The 19,760-nt window shown below is 62.7% G+C and carries 22 protein-coding genes and 1 pseudogene; 7 read left to right on the forward strand and 16 right to left on the reverse strand.

What is annotated here, in order from left to right; genetic code table 11:
- Positions 1–166: 166 nt before the first annotated feature.
- On the reverse strand, positions 167–412 hold the full coding sequence (locus AC629_RS21665) for a hypothetical protein (RefSeq protein WP_084807035.1): 246 nt from the start codon (positions 410–412) through the stop codon (positions 167–169).
- Positions 413–604: 192 nt separating this feature from the next.
- Here AC629_RS21665 and lanM point away from each other — a divergent pair, with 192 nt between their 5' ends.
- Positions 605–997 (forward strand): lanmodulin LanM, encoded by a 393-nt coding sequence (lanM, locus tag AC629_RS21670; RefSeq protein WP_084807016.1) that lies wholly within the window; start codon positions 605–607, stop codon positions 995–997.
- Positions 998–1,168: 171 nt separating this feature from the next.
- Positions 1,169–1,249 (forward strand): pyrroloquinoline quinone precursor peptide PqqA, encoded by an 81-nt coding sequence (gene pqqA / locus AC629_RS21675; protein ID WP_084807017.1) that lies wholly within the window; start codon positions 1,169–1,171, stop codon positions 1,247–1,249.
- Between the two features lie 268 nt (positions 1,250–1,517).
- On the opposite strand, the gene AC629_RS21680 is transcribed toward pqqA, so the two are convergent.
- On the reverse strand, positions 1,518–4,649 hold the full coding sequence (locus AC629_RS21680; RefSeq protein ID WP_084807018.1) for an efflux RND transporter permease subunit: 3,132 nt from the start codon (positions 4,647–4,649) through the stop codon (positions 1,518–1,520).
- Entirely contained in the window at positions 4,642–5,664 is a 1,023-nt protein-coding gene (locus AC629_RS21685; RefSeq protein WP_502693043.1) for an efflux RND transporter periplasmic adaptor subunit, read from the reverse strand. The genes AC629_RS21680 and AC629_RS21685 overlap by 8 nt, the downstream gene beginning before the upstream one ends.
- A gap of 264 nt (positions 5,665–5,928) precedes the next feature.
- Between AC629_RS21685 and AC629_RS21690 the strand changes: the two genes are divergently transcribed.
- Positions 5,929–6,165 (forward strand): hypothetical protein, encoded by a 237-nt coding sequence (locus AC629_RS21690; RefSeq protein WP_084807020.1) that lies wholly within the window; start codon positions 5,929–5,931, stop codon positions 6,163–6,165.
- 9 nt (positions 6,166–6,174) lie between these two features.
- Here AC629_RS21690 and AC629_RS21695 read toward each other — a convergent pair whose 3' ends face one another.
- The 5 genes from AC629_RS21695 to AC629_RS21715 are packed head-to-tail and all read right to left on the reverse strand — an operon-like array spanning position 6,175 to position 9,853.
- Positions 6,175–6,522: a hypothetical protein gene (locus AC629_RS21695; protein ID WP_143199332.1), complete on the reverse strand. Its 348-nt coding sequence runs from the start codon at positions 6,520–6,522 to the stop codon at positions 6,175–6,177.
- A gap of 27 nt (positions 6,523–6,549) precedes the next feature.
- Positions 6,550–7,347, reverse strand: coding sequence for a pentapeptide repeat-containing protein (locus AC629_RS21700; RefSeq protein ID WP_084807021.1), 798 nt, complete (start codon positions 7,345–7,347; stop codon positions 6,550–6,552).
- A gap of 44 nt (positions 7,348–7,391) precedes the next feature.
- The gene (locus AC629_RS21705) at positions 7,392–8,144 is read right to left on the reverse strand and encodes an ABC transporter ATP-binding protein (RefSeq protein ID WP_084807022.1); all 753 of its coding nucleotides are present in this window, start codon (positions 8,142–8,144) and stop codon (positions 7,392–7,394) included.
- On the reverse strand, positions 8,134–8,871 hold the full coding sequence (locus tag AC629_RS21710) for an ABC transporter permease (RefSeq protein ID WP_084807023.1): 738 nt from the start codon (positions 8,869–8,871) through the stop codon (positions 8,134–8,136). Before AC629_RS21710 ends, AC629_RS21705 begins: the two co-directional genes overlap by 11 nt.
- Position 8,872: 1 nt before the next feature.
- Positions 8,873–9,853, reverse strand: a complete 981-nt coding sequence (locus tag AC629_RS21715; protein WP_168195554.1) for an ABC transporter substrate-binding protein — start codon at positions 9,851–9,853, stop codon at positions 8,873–8,875.
- Between the two features lie 87 nt (positions 9,854–9,940).
- On the opposite strand from AC629_RS21715, the gene AC629_RS21720 reads away from it, so the two are divergent.
- On the forward strand, positions 9,941–10,300 hold the full coding sequence (locus AC629_RS21720) for a hypothetical protein (protein ID WP_084807025.1): 360 nt from the start codon (positions 9,941–9,943) through the stop codon (positions 10,298–10,300).
- 52 nt (positions 10,301–10,352) lie between these two features.
- On the opposite strand, the gene AC629_RS21725 is transcribed toward AC629_RS21720, so the two are convergent.
- Positions 10,353–11,975 (reverse strand): hypothetical protein, encoded by a 1,623-nt coding sequence (locus AC629_RS21725; RefSeq protein WP_084807026.1) that lies wholly within the window; start codon positions 11,973–11,975, stop codon positions 10,353–10,355.
- A 99-nt stretch (positions 11,976–12,074) separates the two neighbouring features.
- Positions 12,075–12,254: a hypothetical protein gene (locus tag AC629_RS48885; protein ID WP_084807027.1), complete on the reverse strand. Its 180-nt coding sequence runs from the start codon at positions 12,252–12,254 to the stop codon at positions 12,075–12,077.
- Between the two features lie 350 nt (positions 12,255–12,604).
- Here AC629_RS48885 and AC629_RS21735 point away from each other — a divergent pair, with 350 nt between their 5' ends.
- Positions 12,605–12,988, forward strand: coding sequence for an SHOCT domain-containing protein (locus tag AC629_RS21735; protein WP_084807028.1), 384 nt, complete (start codon positions 12,605–12,607; stop codon positions 12,986–12,988).
- Positions 12,989–13,559: 571 nt separating this feature from the next.
- Here the strand turns inward: AC629_RS21735 and AC629_RS46985 are convergent.
- The 3 genes and pseudogenes from AC629_RS46985 to AC629_RS21750 all read right to left on the reverse strand — a co-directional run bounded on the left by AC629_RS46985 (position 13,560) and on the right by AC629_RS21750 (position 16,285).
- Positions 13,560–13,724, reverse strand: a complete 165-nt coding sequence (locus tag AC629_RS46985; protein WP_168195553.1) for a hypothetical protein — start codon at positions 13,722–13,724, stop codon at positions 13,560–13,562.
- 726 nt (positions 13,725–14,450) lie between these two features.
- Entirely contained in the window at positions 14,451–15,266 is an 816-nt protein-coding gene (locus AC629_RS21745; RefSeq protein WP_084807030.1) for a quinoprotein dehydrogenase-associated SoxYZ-like carrier, read from the reverse strand.
- Positions 15,267–15,357: 91 nt separating this feature from the next.
- Positions 15,358–16,285, reverse strand: a pseudogene (locus AC629_RS21750) (quinoprotein relay system zinc metallohydrolase 2).
- A 129-nt stretch (positions 16,286–16,414) separates the two neighbouring features.
- Here AC629_RS21750 and AC629_RS21755 point away from each other — a divergent pair.
- Both AC629_RS21755 and AC629_RS21760 read left to right on the forward strand, forming a co-directional pair.
- On the forward strand, positions 16,415–17,299 hold the full coding sequence (locus AC629_RS21755) for a substrate-binding domain-containing protein (protein WP_084807031.1): 885 nt from the start codon (positions 16,415–16,417) through the stop codon (positions 17,297–17,299).
- Positions 17,296–17,868, forward strand: a complete 573-nt coding sequence (locus tag AC629_RS21760) for a PQQ-dependent catabolism-associated CXXCW motif protein (RefSeq protein ID WP_084807032.1) — start codon at positions 17,296–17,298, stop codon at positions 17,866–17,868. The genes AC629_RS21755 and AC629_RS21760 overlap by 4 nt, the downstream gene beginning before the upstream one ends.
- Before the next feature lie 172 nt (positions 17,869–18,040).
- On the opposite strand, the gene AC629_RS21765 is transcribed toward AC629_RS21760, so the two are convergent.
- The 3 genes from AC629_RS21765 to AC629_RS21775 all read right to left on the reverse strand — a co-directional run.
- Positions 18,041–18,340 (reverse strand): copper-binding protein, encoded by a 300-nt coding sequence (locus AC629_RS21765; RefSeq protein WP_084807033.1) that lies wholly within the window; start codon positions 18,338–18,340, stop codon positions 18,041–18,043.
- A 137-nt stretch (positions 18,341–18,477) separates the two neighbouring features.
- Positions 18,478–19,104, reverse strand: coding sequence for a hypothetical protein (locus AC629_RS21770; RefSeq protein ID WP_084807034.1), 627 nt, complete (start codon positions 19,102–19,104; stop codon positions 18,478–18,480).
- Positions 19,101–19,760, reverse strand: a 660-nt coding sequence (locus tag AC629_RS21775; RefSeq protein WP_502693046.1) for an ABC transporter permease, incomplete at its 5' end; no start/stop codon positions are given. The genes AC629_RS21775 and AC629_RS21770, both read right to left, overlap by 4 nt.

Raw genomic sequence — 19,760 nt, forward strand, 5'->3', positions numbered from 1 at the left:
CAACACTCGGCCCGATTGCAAAAGTCGTCAATATGAAAGTCGAAAGCGAGTTGCCGATTTGTTGGACGCCAGATGCCAGGCTTCGCGCGGTAATCCTCGAGAAATTTTGCTCGTCTTGCGCGAATGCGCTGCACAAATTCCACAGCGCGAAGATTGCGCGATAGGCCTAGTTGATCAGATGGTCCGGGCACAGCGTCGGTCGCGGCCGGGCTCCACGCCTGTCTTCCGGCACGTTGCAATTGTCGATGCGCTGCTCGTCGGTCCATTTGGGGCCGAGGCGCTCCTTGCCGGTCAGTGTGCCCGCGGGTCGCGCTGGTACGGGTTTGGGATGCGCGCCGCTCTCCGCCGCGACGGGCGAGGCGAGGCACAACGCAATGACACAACAGAGGGAAATCGTAATCGGGCGGATCATGAGCAGCCTCACTGGTGCAGCACGGCATGACCTGCAATCAAGCGACGGCACCGGCCGGTGGTCCACCCGAATTCCGTCAATGTTCGCCCCCGCGCGAACAGCCGGATCAACTCGCCCTTGAACCCAAGCGCAGTTCTGGACTTAATTTGTCTCGATCCTGCTCGAATCGGGTGTGTCACCAGGGAGGTTTCGATGATATCGCGTCGCTCTGTTGCGCTTGCACTCACGTTGGCGTTGCTGTCCGGTCCGGCCTGGTCGGCATCGGGCAACGCCGTCAAGATGTTCGACACCGACAATGACGGCACGCTCGATCTCGCCGAGGTGAAGAAGGCCGCCAGCGCGCTGTTCGCAAAGCTCGATGCCGATCACGACGGCACGCTGGACGTACGCGAACTGCGCGGACGGTTAACGGCGAAAGAACTCGCCGCTGCCGATCCCGATCACGATGGCACTCTCACGCTCGAGGAATATCTGTCCGTGGTGGAGCAGCGCTTCAATGCAGCGAATCCCGACAAGGACGGAACGCTGGATGCGAAGGAGCTGAATTCGCGCGCCGGCCGCGCTCTGCTGAAGCTGTTGCGTTGAGGTGCGTGGCGCTTGACTGGGAGCGAAGGTGATTTGCCCGAGAGGGAAATTCGCGAGCGCAATGCGACAGTTCGCTGTGTTTGCGCTTCGATTCCAGGCTTGCGCTGTGCATGATGCAGCCCTAGGTTTTGCCCCGCGCGATGTCGCGCTCAATACCTTGGGAGACCCCGAATGGCTTGGAAAGCTCCGAAGATCGTGGAAGTGTCGGTCGGCATGGAAATCAACATGTACGCCTGCGCTGCGCGCAAGTAAGACCGGCGAACCTGCCGCGGCTTCGATGGCGAAATGCTATCGAAGCCGTGGCAGTGTTTGGCCTGCCATTCTCGCCGCTTTCCTGTTCGGCGCAGTTCAATTGGCTTCCCCCTTCGTTAGAGCCGTCGCGGTTAACGGTGGGCCACGATAGCGATCGAGAACCGCGCTCGAAGTCTCAGCCGTCAGCTTGTGCGTCGTGTTGCGCCGCCTGGTCAGCGTTACTGCCACTTTTGCAGCGAATGCGATTTGGGCCGTCAGTAGCTCGCGTTCACTCGGAACGGGTCTTGAAACGCGCATACCGAAGCGCAAGGGTAGGCAGAACCAGCAAACTAAGTGCCATCGAGGTCATGAGACCGCCGAGGATGACGATCGCCATCGGGCCCTCGATTTCACGACCCGGCTCTCCTGCGCCTATCGCGAGAGGCAACAATCCCAAGCCGGTCACAAGAGACGTCATCAGAATCGGGACAAGACGATCAGCAGCGCCCTCGATCGCGGTTTCGGGTCCCCATACACGATCATCGACGAGGACGAGGTGTTCGTAGTGCGAGATCATGAGGATGGAGTTACGCAGTGTGATTCCGAACAGCGTGACGAAGCCGACCATCGATCCGAGCGAAAGCAGGCCGCCCGTCAACGCTAATGCGAGCACGCCACCGACCATTGCAAACGGTAGGTTGATCATCACCAGCAGCAGATTTCGCCAATGACCGGTAACCATCGAGAGCAGAATGACGATACCCGTCCCGGCTAGCAAAGAGTTGACGATGAGATCGCGCCGCGACCGGGCTTGAGCCTCGGCCGCTCCGGCAAATTCAACATGAGCGCCGGGCGGAAGAGCGACCTCGCGGGCCAGCTTGCGTTTGGCGGCGGCCACGAAGGATTCGAGATCGCGTCCGCTGACGTTCGCCGTTACGGTCTGAACGCGTTGCGCATTCTGGTGCTGGATCTGATAACGGCCCGAGGTTTCGTAAACGTCAGCGATTTGCTTCAGCAGAATGTAAGCTCCGCTCGGCGTACGTATCGGCAGGTCACCGATCTGAGCGAGCCGGACGCGGGCATGCCCGTCGAGGATCACGATGACATTGAAGACGGCATTGCCTTCATATCCTTGGCCGACGACGTCGCCCTGATATGCGGTGCGGATCAGTTCGAGCACTTCGATAGCATCGAGCCCCCAGCGCTGTAGATCGGTCGGGCGAAGCGTGACATTCACCTGTGGCATCCCCGGCGGAGATCGTTGCTGTACGTCGATGGCGCCAGCGACTTCGTCGAGTTCTCGAGCTACGTCGCGCGCAGCGCGTTCGAGTGAATCGAGATCGGGCCCGTAGATGTTGATGACCACCGCGGCGGTGAAGCCGGAGACGGTCTCTTCCACCCGCTCCGTCAAGTAGGTCTTGCTCGAGAAGGAAACCCCGGGAAAGTCGGCCAATGCGGCCCTGATGCGCGCCTCTGCTGCGGTTTGTGCCTGACCCGAGAGCCCTGGCTCCAAGTCGATCTCGAACTCGCTGGAATGAGGACCAACCGTGTCGATGCCGGCCTCGGCTCGGCCTGTATGCTGCGCCACCCTGCGGATGCCCGGGATATGTCGGAGCGTGTCCGTCATCAGTTTGCCGATACGAAGGGATTCGTCGAGCGAGGTGCCGGGGATCGCGGAGACGTGCAGGATCAGGTGGCCTTCCCGCAGGTCTGGCAGGAAGGTCCCGCCAAAGAAAGGGAGCATCGCCGCGCCGGCGATCGTGACGGCCGCGGCCGCCGTCATCACCAGCTTCGGGAAGCGGCCGATGCGACGCAGCAAGGCTCGGTAGTGGCGACGAGACCACCGCACCGCTGGTGGTTCGTGCACGCGCTGTCCGCCGGTCCTCCCGATGAGGAGCAGCATGGAGAGCGCCGGCGTCACTGTAAGCGCGACCGCGAGCGAGGCGAGCACGGCGAAGATGTAGGCGATGGCCAAGGGGCCAAAGAGACGGCCTGCAATGCCTGAAAGCGCCAGGACTGGAAAGAAGACCAGCAGCACCGCAAACGTCGCATAGGCAACGGCGCTTCGCACCTCGAGGAAAGCGTCGAGCACGACGCGAGCCTCGGGTTTAGGCGCCGTCGCCCGACGATTGTCGCGCAATCGACGCACGACGTTCTCGACGCCGATGACGGCGTCATCAACCACTTCGCCGATCGCGATTGCGAGGCCACCCAGCGTCATCGTGTTGAGAGTTTCGCCCATCCATTGCAGTGCGAGCACGGCCGCTATCAACGATAGGGGGATGGCGGTGCAGCTGATGATCGAGGTGCGCCAGTCAAACAGAAATAGAAACAGAACGACGACCACGAGCGCCCCACCGATCAACAAGGCGTTGAGCACGTTCTCAGTGGCTGCGTCGATGAAATTGGCAGGGCGAAATATGTCCGCATGGAGTTGAACCCCGTCGGCTTCGAGGCCAGGTCGCAGTTCTTGCAGTGCGGCTTCCGCCCGTGTGGTGACCTCTCGCGTATTTGCGCCGTATTGCTGGCTGACCATGAGCATGATGCCGGGCACGCCGTCGATGAGGGCGGCCCCGATTGGTGGCTCGGGAGCGGTCACGATGGTGGCAACGTCGCCGAGGACCACGCTTGCGCCGCCTTCGTGCAGAAGGACCGTGCGGGCAAGCTGGTCGGGCGTCAAAGACTGCCCTTGGGTTTGCAGCGTGATGCGCTGATTGGCGGTATCGATGAATCCGGCGCCCCGTACGCCGGTGGCCTTGCGCGCGGCGGTCAGTACGTCATTCAGGCCGACCCGAAACCGGATCAAATCGTCCGGGCGGACTTGAACTTGCAGAGATCTGACATCTTTGCCGTAAGTGGATACTTGTGCCACGCCCTGTACGGCCAGAAGTCGTCTCGCCACGGTCCAGTCCGCAATGGTGCGCAAATCCATCAGCGAACGTTGGTTGGAGGTCAGGCCAATGACCAGAACGGTGCCGGCCAGCGGGGTCAACGGTGTCATCGACGGCGGCTGAACGCCTTGCGGCAGCCGCGCGGCCACGACCGCGAGACGCTCCGTCACCAATTGGCGCGCACGGTAGATATCGCTGCGCGGCTGAAAGATGACTGTCACTACGGAGAGACCTTGGATCGACGACGAGCGCAGGCTTTCGACGCCGGCCAAGCCGTTGATCGATGTTTCGATCGGTTGCGTGACCAGAATCTCGACATGCTCCGGGCTGAGGCCGGGAGCTTCAGTCTGGATCGTGACCTGTGGCGGCGCGAATTCGGGGAAGACCCCGTATTTGGCTTCGCCGAGCGTGAACAGGCCGTAGCCCAGCAGTGCGAACGAAAGCGCGAGCACGACGCCGCGAAAGCGGATGGCGAACGCGACGAGAGCAGCTTGCGGTCCTGACCTGTTGGGGCCGATGCCATCAGTCATTGTCATCGCCGCTCCGAAGCTCGCTCTTGGCCTCTTCGGACAACAAGACCTGCGCGCCCCGGATTACAATTTCGGACCCCGATGGGATGTTTCGGACAACGTAGTCATCATCCGAGACCGGTTGATCCGTACTGATCGGATGCCGTCGGAAGCTATCGGGGCTCACGCGCAGGTAAACCCACGATCGACCCTGCCATCGCACAATCGCGGTATCCTCGATGAACACGCCCTCGTAAGTGTTGCCTGACGGCACATAAACAATGGTGTTCATGCCGGGCAGCAGACCGCTATCGCCAGGTGCGGAGAAGAAATAGCTCAGTCCCTGAATACGAGGGTCTGTGCGTGTTGCCGGGGAGATGTACTCGAGATCGATATTCGCATTTCGCGTCGGCGCTTGTGCCAGTGCTGCTCCCGGAGTCCCCGTGACGGTCACGCCGGGCGGCAGCGTCACCTGAACCAGAAACTGATCGCGTTCGATCAGCCTCACAACGGCGGGCGAGCGCTCGACGATTCCGCGGCCGATCACCGGCCCCCATTCCTGTTGTGCCGTTGCCGCGAGAGTCCTGAGCTGCGACTCCGCAGCGGCGAGCGCGGCCTTGTCGGTCCGCAACGTTCCCTCTGCGGTTTCAGCTTCCTTTTTTGGGAGCGCTGCGGATTCAACGAGATTCTTCGTTCGCTCGAATGCGCTCTTCGCGACTTCGAGCTTGGCCTGTGCCGTCTGGAGCTGAGCCTGCGCATTGGCGTAGCTGTTGGTGAGCTCCGTAATGCGGGAGATGTCGAGCACTGCGCCATATGCGCGGAATTGCTCTGGATGCGGAGCCGCTTCCACAATGGCGGTTTCGAGTGCGATCTGTCCCTGCTGGCTGGGCGTAAGCTTGACCACCGCCTGGTCGCTGTTTGCGGTGCGGGAAGGCTCGCTGCGGCCTGAATTCGAGGTGTTCGGCTGCGACGGTTCCGCAACTGCGCGCCGGGCTTGACCCGTGATGGCCAAGGTGCCGGTGATGAGCGCCAGCAAGCACACAGCGACCGCGACGCCGCGCCAAGAGGTTTCCGTGAGAGCCATCAGCCTGTTAGCAGTTGTGAGGAACCAGCTTATTGACGAAATGAACTGACGGCAAGGCGCCGGGTTCACCTCAGCTAACTCAGGCAAAGGTCGGCGCGCTTGGGTGAGAGGCCATGGCCGCCAGGTTCCCGCTTCTTCACGCCGGTTTGAAACTTCCGGCTGCTGTGGCCGTAGCCCTTATGTTATCTCTTGAGAACGCCCGCGAGGATTTCACGCATGAATCCGATCGATCTGATTGTGACTGTCTGCGCCGTGCTCTCACCGACCACCTGCGAGGAGCAGCATCTGGTATTTGCCTATGGGGGTTCGCCGGCGCAGTGTGCCATGGCGGCGCCGCCCTATATCGCGCAATGGATTGGCGAGCATCCGAAGTGGCAGGCCGTGCGATGGCGCTGCCAATATCCGCACAGCAACGACCGGGCGGAGGCAGCGGGCGCAAAGCCCGCTGCCTGAGTTGTCGCGCTACTTGGTGCAGTCCTTCAGGTCCTTGTCGGCGACCGAGAACACCGCATCCGCCTTGATCTCGATGTCTCGGACGATGCACTGCCGGGAATTGGGATAGCTGACCTTGGCGTCGTAGCGGCCGGGTTCAACGCCGGTGATGCGCAGCCGCTCGTCGTGGTCGACCTCCTTGTCCTTGTCGTTCAGGGTCTGGTTCGGACCCCAGTCGGTCTTGCCGGCCGGTGCGAGCTGGAAGCCGGAAATGGTCTCTGAGGTCAGATTCCAGAGCCGGATGCCCTTGCCCTTGCTCTGCGCGGCGGCTTCGCCGGCACACGCCAACAACGCGATTACAGCCAGAACCCAACGCATCAGCCAGTCCTCCCAAAGCAAATGCCGTCATTCCGTGATCAGGCGTTCGCGGTTCTTTGCCTTGTCGAAATTCTTGGCCCGGTCAAGGCCGACCGGAGCGATCAGCTTTGCCGAGGCGAGATCTGCACCCTCGAAATCGGCATCGATGACGGTCGCGCCGGTCAGGTCGGCTCCGGCAAGCTGGGCGTTCTTGAGCGATGCGCCGCTCAAATCTGCACCCTTGAGGGACGCAAATTCGAGATCGACGCGCGACAGGTCGGCGTTGCGCGCATTGATCCCGGCCAAATTGGCCGATCGCAACACTGCGCGCATCAGACCCATCGACTGGTTGCGCATGTCGGCCCCCAGATGCGCGTCCGCGATCGAGGCGCCGATCAGGCTTGCGCCGGTGAGATCGGCGGCGATGCGTGCCCCTGTCAGATCCGCGCCGTCGAGACGGGCGCGTGCCATCTGCGAGGCGAACAGGTTGGCGCCCTTCAGGTTTGCGCCTGTGAGGTCGGCGTCCAGGAGCCACGCTTGATCGAGGACTGCATGATCGAGCAGTGTGCCGGCGAGCCTGGCCTTGTTGAGACGCGCTGCGCGGAAGATTGCGTTGGAAAGGTCCAGCCCCGAGAGGTCGAGTCCCGACAGCCGCTTGCCGGTGAAATCGGCCGGCGCGGCAGCGCTTGCCTTGGCCAGCACCGCTTCGACCTCCTGCCGGCTCAGTTCAGCCGAAACCATCGCGGGCGAGGACAGGTCGACATCGCGCATCATATCCTGTGCGCTCGCAGTCATCGCGACAACAACGAGGCCAAGTGTCGTCACAGCGACCGTTCGCTTCATCATCAACTCCGCTGCCGGCCTGTTTAGCACGCGCCTGTCGTCGCTGACTATGAGATATCCCGACTGGCGCGTTCACCGCCATGTTCGCCATCTTGTCCGTTTTGGGTCCGCTGGACGAGGCTGGCCTTGATTGCGGCAATCTCGGCGTCGCCGCGTGCGTCGCGCGGGATGGCGATCGGCACCTCGTGCACGATCCGCGCCGGCCGCGGCGACAGGAAGAACAGGCGGTCGCCGAGGCGGATCGCATCGTCGAGGCTGTGGGTGACGAGCAGCGTCATGACCGGGCGGCTTGCGACCAGCGTTGCGATCTCGTCGCGCAGGCGGCCGGCGAGCGCGTCGTCGAGCGAGGCGAGGGGCTCGTCGAGCACGAGCAGATCGGGCTCAACGGCAAAGGCCCGGGCCAGCGCGACGCGGCGGGCGAGGCCCAGGGACAATTCGCCGGGGAAGTGGCTGCGATGCGCTTCCAGCTCCAGGATCCTGAACAGCTCGGACAGCTTCGCGTCGGTGACGTCGGGGGCCGCGAGCCGCACATTCTGCTCGACCGAGCGCCACGGCAACAGTCGCGGCTCCTGGAACACCATGCCTATCCGAGCCTGCGGCGGGCGCGAGATGCGGCCCTGGAAATCGCTATCGAGGCCGAGGATGATGCGCAGCATCGTGCTCTTGCCGCAGCCGGACGGACCGATGAGCACACCGACCTCGCCGGGGCAAACCGCGAATTTGAGCGGCGCGAGCACCTCGTGCGTTCCGCCCGCAGCGCTCCTGAACGTCTTGCCTGTGATATCGACTTCAAGCCGCACGGGGCCGCCACCGTGTTGCGCGGGCTTCGAACGGTTGCACCAGCAAGGTTTCGATCACGAGCACGACGGCGGCGAATGTCAGCGAATAGGCGAGCAGCCGCGGCGTATCGAACAATTGGAAGGCGACGCCGATCTCGAAGCCGACGCCGTTCGGCCGTCCCAGGAGTTCGGCGACCAGCACGATCTTCCACACCAGTGACAGTCCGGAGCGGGCAGATGCGGCGATATAGGGCGAAAGCTGCGGCAGCACGACATGGCGGAACGCGCGCCAGCGCGGCATCGCGAACACGGTCGCCATCTCGTCGAGCGAACGATCGAGCGCGCGGGTGCCTTCGCGCAGGGTGACGATCGCGGTTGGCAGCTTGTTGATGGCGATCGCTGTGATCGCGGCGGCCTCGGTGAGACCGGCCCAGATATAGGCCAGAACGATCACGACCAGCGCCGGCAGGTTGAGCAGCAGGATCAGCCATGGATCGCCGAGCCGGTCGGCGAGCTTCACCCGTCCCATCAGATAGCCGATGGCGCTGCCGAGCGACATCGCCAGCACGAAGGCGAGCGCGACGCGCGCCAGCGTCGCCCCGAGGTGCAGGAACAGCGCGCCGCTCGATGCCTCCGCGATCATCACCTGGAGCACGGCAGGCGGGGAGGGCAGTTTTGCACCGCCGACGAGCAGCGCTGCAATCCACCAGATCGCAAGAAACAGGGCGAACGAGAAGAGACGCAGCACCTCAGTCTCCAGGCACAGCGTGATAGAACGTGCCGGGATCGAGCTCGGCTGCAGGCCCGACCAGGTCGCGGCCGCCGATCTCGGCCAGCACGCGGTAGAGCACGCGCGCGTCCTTTTCCTCGTCGTCGATGCTCCGGCGCGGAATGCCGTCGCGATAGCGGTCGCGATAGGTCTTGAGCATGGTGGGATCGGTCGCGCCGGTGAGAGGCGCGATCTTGTCCCAGGCCGCGTCCGAGGTCACCAGCAACTGCTTGGCCTTGCGGGTCATCGCGATGAAGCGCGCCACCGCATTGCGATGGCTCGCAGCCCAGCCCTCGTCGAAGACATAGCCGACCGCGGAGACGGCTCCCTTGGCGCCCAGCTTCGGCAGGATGTCCTCGATGCCGGTGAGGCGGCGAAAGCCCTTGGCCTCGAGCTGCGCGCAGAAGTTCCAGAAGTTGAGGCTCGCATCCATCTCGCCGTCGAGCGCCTTGGCCGCGATCAGGGGCGGCGCGCCATAGACGATGGTCGCATCCGACTTCAGGTCGATGCCGTCCTGCTTCACTCGCGCCTGGAGCAGCAGCCAGCTCTTGTCGATCGGTCCGCCGCCGACGGCGAGCTTGCGGCCCCTGAGGTCGGCGAGCGTCTTGATCGGCGACGCCGCCGGCACCATCACCGCGCCGAGCGCGCTGGAATAGGGATAGAAGGTGAGCTTGGCGCCCAGCGCGCGCTCGCGCGACACCCACAGCCAGTCGGACAGGATGATGTCGGCATTGCCAGCGCGCAGAGCGATCTTGCCGGCCTCGGGGCTAGCAAGCTCGGTGACATCGAGCGACAGGTCGGCCTCCTTGTCGAGGCCGCCGGCGCGGATTGCGGCCAGCTCCCAGGAGAATGTTCCGGTTTTCTGCACCGCAAGACGAATGGTATCCGCGGCGCGGCCTGGTGCGGCCAGCGTCAGCGCCAGGGTCGCCGCAAGCGCCAATGTTCGACCAAGTGCTCTCATCACCTTGTGAGCCGTTTCCTCGAAGGGGGTCCTTTTCAGGACAATACGCATAGCTTAGCTTCCGTCGCAACCAGCGGGAGGACGCTCATGAATCAGGCGGGACAGCTACGACCGATTGTCGCCGCATTGGCGGTATGGGCCGCGACCGCATGCGTGGCGCGGGCCGAGGAGGCCAACGACTACCCGACCTCGGCGCGCGCGGAATACGTCTATGGCTGCATGAAAGCCAATGGCGAGACGCGGCAGTCGATCGAGCAATGTTCCTGCTCCATCGACGTGGTCGCCTCGATCGTGCCCTATGACCGCTACGTCACCGCGGAAACCGCGCTCAGCATGTCCCAGGTTCGCGGTAATCTCGGCGTCCAGTTCCGCACGTCGGAGCAGGCGAATTCCGCCGTGAACGATCTGCGCCGCGCGCAGGCGGAAGCCGAGGTGAGGTGTTTCTGACGCTGCCTATGGCTTATGGACCCTGAGCCGACGTGCGGCGAAAGCCCCGCAGTCAGTTCGTTAGATAGGACGTGGCCTCGGCCAGTTCGGGACGCGTCGGACCGACCGGCTTGCTCAGCGCCACAAGTTTCCGGTAGGCGTCGTGAGCCGTCACGGAATCACCCGTCTGCTTCGCGGCCCGAGCCTTGCCGAGAAGGCTGCGGAAACGATTGGGATCGGTACTCAACATCGCCTGGTACTCGATCAGGGCAGCCGCCGGCTGGTTGAGTTCGAGTAACAGATCGGCCAATAGCTCGCGCGCCGGCAGCACCGAGGACGGGGTGGCCGGGTGCTTGTCCATCGTGGTGTCCAGATCGACTGCGGCCCGCAACAGCGAGATGGCGTTCTTGTCGTCGCCTCGGGCGTGGGCCAGGATGCCGGCGGCCGCCAAATGCTGGACCTCGACCTGGCTGGCCCAATAGCTGTCGTTCCCCTTCAGCTTGTCTTCAAGCAATTGGAGGCGATCAACCTCCGTCTCGGCGCCGGCGATGTTTCCTGTCTTCGCATCGCCCAGCGCGCGGGCATAGACAATCATCGCTTCTGCCCACGGAAAGCGCTCGAGCGGAAAGCCGATCGCCGGCTCGCTCAGCGCGGCCGCGGCCGGCCAGTCGTGGCGCTCGAGCACATAACGAACCGGGATCGCGGCGACAGCGTAAGCCCCGGCAAGATTTGCAGCATCGATCTCGCGGAAGCCGGCAAGTTTGTCGACCACCTCTTTGGCCGGGCCATCTTGCGCGATCTGCAGATAGGCGTATTCGAGATAGTCCATCGTGTGCAGGGTTTCCAGGTCGTAACTCCCCGGCCCGCGGCTCGCACGCACATAATTGAGCGCAGCGGTGTGAGCGGCGAGATTCGAGTCGATCGACTGCTGCCACATGCCGAGCCGGGTGAAGATGTGCGACGGCATGTGCAGCGCGTGTGGCACGTCGGGTGCGACCTTGGCATAGCAGATCGCGGCATCCAGCCCCGCCGCGGCGAATTGCGGCGAGTCGTCGCTATGGATCAGGTAATGCACGACGCCAGGGTGGTTCGGCGCCTCCTTCCAGATCTTGTTGAGGATATCGGCCGCCCTTGTCTGCTTGGCGAAGGTCTTGTCAGTCTTGAGCGCACTGGCGTTCAGCGCCAGGGCATAGAACACCGCGGCCTCTCGGTCGTCCGGATAGCGTTCATACACCTGCTGCATCGCCTTTTCGTAGGCGATCGCGCGAGCCTGATGGCTGAGCTTGTCATTGTCGCGATAGAAGGCGGCGATCGCCGCGATGTAATCCGCCTCGCGCGGCGTCTGGGTCGGGGCCGCCATCGCCTTGGCAATTGCTTCGGAGCCGGCCTTAAGCGCGCCGGGCGACGGGGGATACCACAGTGGATACCAATGACTCATCGCGATGCCCCAATACGCCATCGCGCAGCCGGGCTCGGACACGGCGATCGCGTTGAACTGCTTTAACGCCTCGGGGTACCAGAATGAATGCAGGGTCCAAACCGCGTGCTTGAATGCCTGTTGTGACGTCGGCCCGCAGGAGATCGTGAAATCGACTTCCTCGGTGACCTCAGGTGCGGTCTCCGCCCGCAAGCCCTGAAACGACAGCGCGAGCAGCGCTGTGGCAACGAGACCTGTTGAAATTCGATGATAAGCCATGGCGCTACCCTTTCGGTTGCGGCTGCCTGGGCCTGCTCCACCATAGGGAGTCAAAGGGCCAGTATGTATGACCTGGCTGACATTCCATGTATCAAATATTCAATGTAGCATGTCTTGCGGAAGGAGCACCATCACGATGGTCGCCAGGCGATGCTGCATTTCCCCCGATAGCCCCGTTTCCATCGCCTCGGTCGAGCCGGACCATGACCGTCTCGCCATCGACGTGCGATCCGAGGTCAAGCCGTTGTTGCAGAGCATGGCCGTGCGTTCGCGAGGCATGGCGCCTTCGTCTCTCGACGAGGATCGGCTTTGAGGACGGACTACACCTGCCGAATGGGACTGTAGCTGCGGACAATGTCGAGATGGTCCGTGCAGCCATACATCTTCGCGATTAGAGCTCTTGCTTGGCTTGCCGACAGCTTCTGGCCCCTTAGCTGAACAACGCAAGAGCACCGCCATGTCGTCTGTGGGAAGCCGGGCGACACACGATCGTCAGGCTGACCGCTGCTTTTACCCCAAGCTGACATGCGTTGATCTAAATCAAAAGCGGCAGCGGAATCGCGCTTTAAGGGCAATAATTAGGTCAGTCTGGTGCTCTTACGATCAGTGGTAGGCAAGGGAGGGCCGCAATGTTCTTCTTTCAAGAGGGCTTCACCTATCGAAATTTCCTGCTAGACGCCCTCACGATATTCTTCCTCATCGTGTGGTTCTGGCTGCTCATTACCGTTGCTTCCGATCTATTCCGGCGCCACGACATCTCCGGCTGGGTTAAGGCACTATGGGTGATAGGATGGATAGTATTTCCACTCATCGTCGTGCTTGCATACCTGATCTTTCAGGGAAGAGGCATGGCGGAGCGTAACGTGCAACAGGCTGAGCAGGCGCGCGATGAACTCAGGAGAGTAATTGGTTTCAGCGTCTCAGACGAAATCGAAAAGCTCAATCGGCTAAAACAGGCAGGGTCGATCAGCGATGCCGAATTTACACGACTGCGCGCTCGGCTTGTGCAGTAATACCGCTCCAATCGTGGGGGATTGATCATCTGCTGCACCGGTGTAGCAGAGCTGTGCCGCGCTGCGGCGGGCACCTGAACGTTGAGCCGTTATCAAGTCAATACTGATGAACACCAGAGATCGGTCATCACCGCGCGTCTCCACGGCCTCTTCCATCGCCTTCAAAGTTCACCGGTCCACATTTGATCTAGCTCAACGGTCCCGTTGGCCCTCGCCGAACTATCGGGCCATGAACAAGCCCGACGAACCAGATCAGGGTGAGCCAAGATCATCCAAGCCTTCGCGCTCAGAGGAGGCCCTGCGGGCTATCGAAGAGTACACGAACGGCCTGCGGGAGATCATCAAAAAGCTCCGTCAGCACCTCCTCAATTGAAGCCACCTCGGTTGGCTGCCTCTATGTCGCCTATCGGCCCGAAGCCGCGGTCCAGGATTGTCCGCTCTCGCGCCCGCAGTTGGGGGCTAAGCAGACGCGCACTGCGGTGTGCTCGATGCTGGACGGCTCACATTGAGGGGCGCGAAGGTTGCAGATCGTTCGGTAGATGATTGAGCGCGCTTTGGTGGCCGGGCCGCCTCACTGCGGCCAATCTTTGCAGAGCGTGATGCCGATCATGATCAGCGAGCCGATTGCGACCGCCACCGGACAGATAAACGGCAACTCCTCCAGCACGCCGATTATGACCGCCCGGACGCGGGGAGTTCTCTTCACATGCGCAAAGCGCCAGCCTGCCACACCCATCGGATCATCTCCGTTTGGCCCCCAGCAGCGGCGGTCTCACTCTTTAGCGCGAAGCGATCTCCGGCCATAGCCCTCTTGGATGTATCCCTGGATCAAGGTGAAGGAACCCTTGCAAGTTCATAGGGCCGCGTTGTCAAGGTAGGCAGCGGGTCCTTTGGGAGTGCCACCGCGAGCGGGGTACGCGCGACGCCGCCCATCGAGGATATTTGCCACGCGCGGAATCGCGTTTATTTTTGTACCAGCTCGCACACAAAGGCGATGCGCGGACCGTGTCTACGGTGAAGTGATACACTTTCACCGTAGCGTGATATGGCGGTTCACCGAGCGGACATAATTTTGGTTCTCCACGCAGGCTCTTTCGTTCCAACGAGGGAGGACCGAAAAGTGAAGAAGACGATCATCGCACTTTCTGCCGCGGCTCTCATCGCGGCAGCACCAGCCGCGCTTGCGCAGGGTGTGCCGAGCAAGGCATCTGGTCACAGGATGATTTCCGGGAAACATCACTCGAGTGTCCCCGGCCACGTTCCGCAGCGTGAGATGCAAACAGTAGGATCGAACAGGGGCTATCCGGGTGCTTACGGTTACCCGGCTGGCGCACCCGGTCGCTCAGACAGAGACCTCGATGCCTCCCGACAAGCTGGTGGTGGCGGCGGTGGCGGAGGCGGAGGTGGCGGAGGCGGAGGGAGTGGCATGTGACAGAGGAGGCATCAGCGCAGGTGGCGTGTCTTACGTCCCCGGCTTCTCCACATCCCACTCGTTGCGGAACACATGCCCATCCGTGTCCTTCGCCTCGGCGCGGAAACGCTTGGCGCCGTTCGACACATAGGTGAAGCGCAGATTGGGATCTTCCGAGATCGAGATGCCGCCTTCCATCGACAGCACGGGGCTGTCGTCCTGCGTCAGCTTCAGCTGGTTGATGAAGAAGGCGGGAATATAGAGCTGCGTGACCTGGTCCATCTGCAGGCCCGAATTGTTGGGATGGCCGATCATGATCTGCGCTTCGCGCACGCGGCTGGCGGGCGCCTCCTCACGCGCGAATTGCCGGTAGCGCATCTTGCCGAGCCGGTTCTGCGCCTCCTCGGCATTCTTTGCTGCCGGCGCCGAGCAGCCGCCGGAGGCCTTCACATAGGTCTTGGAGACATAGAGCCGGCCGTCGCTGAGCTCGGCGACCGCATGGACGTCGGTGTAGTTGTTGACACGCACGCGCGTGGAGATTTCCGTGACGTTGGCATCCGGTCCGAGCTCGAACTTCGCCGCCATCGGCGCCGGGTTACGGTCGATCACTAGCGTAATCGAGCGGATGCGGCGGGCATCGCCCGGCGACAACTTGCTGCGCAAGGTCACCGGCACGATGGCCGCGTCCTCTGCGCGGTAAGGCATCTCGATGCCGATGACGTTGCCGCCGTCGTTCATCGGACGGTTGCTGAAGATGTCCTGCACCAGGCCCGGCCAGGGATCGTAGGCCTCTTCGGCACTTGCCGGCACAGCAACGATGCCGAGCAGTGCGGCGATCAAGGTCAGACGGCGTGTATATCCCATCATGGTCATGGTCCCGCACGGACGACGCGGTCCGGGTCAGCGTAGCTGATCCCCGGAGTCAGCGAAGCCGATCCCAACCAGCGTAGCGCGCCCGCTATTCCCATTCAATTTCCGAAAATGCTGCGGTTGCGTTGCGGGCGTTGTAATCGTCGAACAGCTCCCAGTGCGGTCGTTCCGACGCGGCCGCCTTGTCCGCGACGGTCCGGATCGGCTCGCCTTTCTTGTTCGACGCCCGGACATCGGCGAGCAGCGCCATGAGATACCGCCGTTCATTGGCCAACGCTCCAGGCCATTCGCTCACGGGGCCGTGACCGGGAACGACGCGCTGCGCCGGGATGCTCTCGAGTTCCTTGAGCGTGCCGAGCCAGCCGCGAATGCTGCCGTCCATCACCGGGACATGGCGGAGGAAGACGAGGTCGCCGGCGAACAGCGTTTTCGTCGTCTCGTCGAACACGGTCAAATCGCTGTCGCTGTGCCCGGGGGACCAGGCCCGCAAGGCGAGGCGGCGCGATCCGAGATCCAGCGTCAGCGTGTCCGTGACGAGCAGGGTCGGCGGCACGATCTTCACGGGATCGATCAGATCGCTGCCCATGATGCGACGAAAATTGTCGAGATAGTAGGGCCCGCGCGTCGCCAGCGCCTGCGGCAGCTTGCTGTGGCCGACGAAGCTGGTTCCTTCCGCAACGAACGCGCCGTTGCCGAAGACATGATCGGGATGGCCGTGGGTATTGATGACGTAGCGGATCGGTTTGCTGGTGCGAGCCCGCACGGCCGCCAGCAGCGCCTCGCCTCCGCGGAGGCTGCCGCCGGTGTCGATCACCGCCACCGCATTCTCGCCGACGATGAAGCCGACATTAGCGATGTCGCCCCCCGTTCTCGTGGGTCATCAGGGCGATGGTCCCGGAGTGTAGGAAGATTCCCGGCGCGACTTCGCTCACAGGCAATTCGGCCGCCCCGGCGCGTGCTAGCGTCGCTATCCCCAGCAGGGACAAGGCTGTGATCACTAGAGCGATGCGAGACACTTTTCCGCCTCAGTTAAAAGGGTTTGCTGCCTTGCACTGCAGCAAAATGAAGCTAGCGCAAAGTTTGGCCAAACATGGCGCGTCATGCGTTGCATGGATAGCATTCGAACAAAATATGGAGGAAGCGCGATGACGGAGGCCGGACGACATCGTCGCTGGTTGATTTCACTATGGGTCCTGGCTGCGTCCTGCGCGTTCGGTGACGTCGTCGTGGCGCAGACGAATGATAGTGGCGACCTTTCCTTCGAACTGGTCGATCCCAAGGTGCTGCGCGTCTGCGCCGACCCGCGCAATCTGCCGTTCTCGAACGAGAAGGGCGAGGGGTTCGAGAACAAGCTTGCCGAATTGTTTGCGGACAAGCTGCAGAAGAAGCTCGACTACGTCTTCTTCCCGCAGGCCACCGGCTTCGTGCGCATGACGTTGGGCTCGCATCGCTGCGACGTCATCATGGGCTTCCCGCAAGGTGACGATCTCGTGCAGGGTACCAATCCCTACTACCGCACGACCTATGCGCTGGTCGCGAAGGCAGGCAGCGGGCTTGAGGACGTCGATACGCTCGAGGATCCGAGGTTGAAGGGCAAGCATGTCGGCATCGTCGCCGGCACGCCGCCGGCGACCAACATGGCGATCGCCGGGCTGATGAGCGATGCGAAGCCTTACCCGCTAATGATCGACACCCGCTTCGACAATTCGGCGCAGGCCATGATCGACGACCTCGTAGCCGGCAAGATCGATGCCGGCGTGCTGTGGGGACCGATGGCGGGCTTCTATGCGAAGAAGGCCGGTTCTTCGCTTCATGTCACGCCGCTGGTGAAGGAAACCACGGGGCCGAAGCTGGTCTATCGCATCGGCATGGGCGTGCGTGCCGCCGACCAGAACTGGAAGCGGCAGCTCAACAAGCTGATCCAGGAGAACCAGGGCGAGATCAACAAGATCCTGTTCGAGTACGGCGTACCGCTGCTCGACGAGAGTGATCGGCCGCTTGGCGCGGAGACGGCCAAGAAGACGCCATGAGGCGGCCTCTTGCCGCTGCGCTCGTCACCGCCGTGCTGACGGCGCCGGGCTTGGCGCAACAGAACTTGGCACGGCAGCACGAGCCATTCGAGCTCGAGGGTTATCGCACCGACAATTACCGCGCGCCGGTGCCGGCGACGCTCGCCGGCGCGCGCGTGCTCACGACGGAAGAAGCAGTAGCGATCTGGCGCGCGAAGCGCGGCGCCTTCATCGACGTGCTGCCGCGGCCTCCGAAGCCGAAGAACCTGCCCGAAGGCACCATCTGGCGCGATATCCCGCGCAAGGACATTCCGGGCAGCATCTGGTTGCCGGACACCGGCTACGGCACGCTGCCGCCCGCCATGGACGATTATTTCCAGCGCGGCCTCGCGCGCGCGTCGCGCGGCGACAAGGCCGCGCTCCTCGTGATCTATTGCCTCGCTGATTGCTGGATGTCGTGGAACGCCGCCAGGCGCGCGCTGGGTTACGGCTATTCCAACGTCGCCTGGTATCCGGAGGGGACCGATGGCTGGGAGCACGCCAAGCTTCCCACCGACGAGGCGCAGCCGGAGCCGCGCCCTGAACAATGAGCTGATTGAACCAAGCCGCGTCAGCGATGTCCTTGTGGTTCGAGTCGACCGCTTCGCGGTCTCCTCACCATGAGGGTCTAACATTTCGTCGCGAAACCAGACCTCATCCTGAGGAGCCCGCCAAAGGCGGGCGTCTCGAAGGATGGCCGCAATGAGACTGAGAACCCCAGCGCTACTGCTTCTGCAGCTTGGTCAGAGTGCCCGTACCGTTGTTGTCGGTCGCAGAATAGGTCACCCTGTCGCCGGCATGGACGGCCTCCAGCATTGCGGCGTCCTTGGCCTTGTACTCCTGGAGCGCACCGGCGCCGCCTGTGCTGTTGCCGATCGTACCCTTCTGCATCTCCTGGATCGCGATCGTGTTATTGAGCCGATCAATCCGCGTGACCATTCCGGTCATGTCGTCAGCGAAAGCGGCGGTTGCGAACATGCTGAGGGCCGCAGTGCCCGCGAAGATGAATTTTGCTGTTCCCATCGAGGCCTCCCGACGTCTTGGAGTTCACTTCGACAAGCCACCCTAGATCGATTTGGTTCCGGCAGATAGCGCGGCAAAAGGTTAACGATCCCTGGGCCGATCCGGGAACTTTTCGTGAGCCGTCAGCGAGGCTGACGCTATTCCATTTCCTGTTGAATCACGCGTCCGAGCGCGAACAGGCGCTGGTCGATCGTAGTCGGAACCTCGCAGACGAATCGCACCACCTTGCGGCGGTCCTCGAAAATGCGGGTCTCCCAGATCAACTGGTTGCTGAGCGCTTCGACCTTGGTGTCGTCGCGCGGCGTTGCGTCCTGGAGGGCCTGGAGCTGAATGGTCTCCTCGCGGATCCTGTCGGCGGCGTCGCGCTGCTTGCGGCTGACACGTTCGAGCCCGTTCATGACCTGGGAGCGCTGGGCATTGAGCGTGTCGAACAGGCCCGCGAACAGGAGTTTGGCGTTCGCGGTCTTGTCGGCCGCGAAGCCGGCCAGAAATTCCTTCACGGACTTCTCGGCCTCGTCCAGCGGCGTCTTGCGCGCCGCCAGTTTTGAGACCAGCGCGCTGATTTTCGCATCGTCCCTCCACTTGGTCTCAGCGTCGTCGAGCGCCGGTCCCGCCCAGACGGCGGCGAGCGAGATGTCCGGTACCTTGGCCTGCGTGCAGGGCCAGTCGGGATAGCGCGGATCCGCCGCCCCAGTGGCCGTGCCCGACAGCGCGAGCGCAAAGGTCGATAGGAAAGCGGCCATGGTCGCGATCGCTGATCTCATCCTTCGCCTCCTGCGGGCCCGCGTCGCGCCAGCCCGCGCGAGGGATCATAGGCATAGATCGCCCCGATCATGAAGACGATCGTGCAGCCAGCCACCACCGCCAGCGAAATCCAGTTGACCTGTCCGTACAGCGCGAAGCGGATCAGCTCGACCGCATGGGTGAACGGATTGGCCTGGCAGACATAATAGAGATAGGGACTGCCTTCCTGCACCCGCCAGAGCGGATAGAGCGCCGATGAGGCAAAGAACATCGGGAAGATCACGAAGTTCATCACACCGGCGAAGTTTTCCAGCTGCTTGATTCCGGAGGAGATCAGCATCCCGAGCGAGCCCAGCATCAGCCCGGACAGGATCAGCGCCGGCAGCACGGTGAGATAGCCAGACGGCGGCGGCGTGATGTCCCAGAACCAGGCGATCAGCAGGAACGCATAGACCTGGAGCAACGACACTGCGGTGCCCGCGAGCAGCTTGCAGAACAGCAGGAACCCGCGCGGCAGCGGGCTCACCAGCAACGTACGCATATTGCCCATCTCGCGGTCATAGACCATCGAGAGCGAGGACTGCATGCCGTTGAAGAGCTGGATCATCGCCATCAGCCCGGGCGCGATATAGACCTCGTAAAGGATGTAGGTCTCGTATCGTAGGGCGGAATGACG

The sequence above is a fragment of the Bradyrhizobium sp. NAS80.1 genome, from assembly GCF_001908205.1.
Taxonomy (GTDB): Bacteria; Pseudomonadota; Alphaproteobacteria; order Rhizobiales; family Xanthobacteraceae; genus Bradyrhizobium.

Excerpts from the sequence above, each read along its gene's own strand:
- AC629_RS21665 (WP_084807035.1), bottom strand. The coding sequence starts at position 412 with ATGATCCGCCCGATTACGATTTCCCTCTGTTGTGTCATTGCGTTGTGC.
- lanM (WP_084807016.1), top strand. The coding sequence starts at position 605 with ATGATATCGCGTCGCTCTGTTGCGCTTGCACTCACGTTGGCGTTGCTG.
- pqqA (WP_084807017.1), top strand. The coding sequence starts at position 1,169 with ATGGCTTGGAAAGCTCCGAAGATCGTGGAAGTGTCGGTCGGCATGGAA.
- AC629_RS21680 (WP_084807018.1), bottom strand. The coding sequence starts at position 4,649 with ATGACTGATGGCATCGGCCCCAACAGGTCAGGACCGCAAGCTGCTCTC.
- AC629_RS21690 (WP_084807020.1), top strand. The coding sequence starts at position 5,929 with ATGAATCCGATCGATCTGATTGTGACTGTCTGCGCCGTGCTCTCACCG.
- AC629_RS21695 (WP_143199332.1), bottom strand. The coding sequence starts at position 6,522 with ATGCGTTGGGTTCTGGCTGTAATCGCGTTGTTGGCGTGTGCCGGCGAA.
- AC629_RS21700 (WP_084807021.1), bottom strand. The coding sequence starts at position 7,347 with ATGATGAAGCGAACGGTCGCTGTGACGACACTTGGCCTCGTTGTTGTC.
- AC629_RS21715 (WP_168195554.1), bottom strand. The coding sequence starts at position 9,853 with ATGAGAGCACTTGGTCGAACATTGGCGCTTGCGGCGACCCTGGCGCTG.
- AC629_RS21720 (WP_084807025.1), top strand. The coding sequence starts at position 9,941 with ATGAATCAGGCGGGACAGCTACGACCGATTGTCGCCGCATTGGCGGTA.
- AC629_RS21725 (WP_084807026.1), bottom strand. The coding sequence starts at position 11,975 with ATGGCTTATCATCGAATTTCAACAGGTCTCGTTGCCACAGCGCTGCTC.
- AC629_RS48885 (WP_084807027.1), bottom strand. The coding sequence starts at position 12,254 with ATGCCTCGCGAACGCACGGCCATGCTCTGCAACAACGGCTTGACCTCG.
- AC629_RS21735 (WP_084807028.1), top strand. The coding sequence starts at position 12,605 with ATGTTCTTCTTTCAAGAGGGCTTCACCTATCGAAATTTCCTGCTAGAC.
- AC629_RS46985 (WP_168195553.1), bottom strand. The coding sequence starts at position 13,724 with ATGGGTGTGGCAGGCTGGCGCTTTGCGCATGTGAAGAGAACTCCCCGC.
- AC629_RS21745 (WP_084807030.1), bottom strand. The coding sequence starts at position 15,266 with ATGATGGGATATACACGCCGTCTGACCTTGATCGCCGCACTGCTCGGC.
- AC629_RS21755 (WP_084807031.1), top strand. The coding sequence starts at position 16,415 with ATGACGGAGGCCGGACGACATCGTCGCTGGTTGATTTCACTATGGGTC.
- AC629_RS21760 (WP_084807032.1), top strand. The coding sequence starts at position 17,296 with ATGAGGCGGCCTCTTGCCGCTGCGCTCGTCACCGCCGTGCTGACGGCG.
- AC629_RS21765 (WP_084807033.1), bottom strand. The coding sequence starts at position 18,340 with ATGGGAACAGCAAAATTCATCTTCGCGGGCACTGCGGCCCTCAGCATG.
- AC629_RS21770 (WP_084807034.1), bottom strand. The coding sequence starts at position 19,104 with ATGAGATCAGCGATCGCGACCATGGCCGCTTTCCTATCGACCTTTGCG.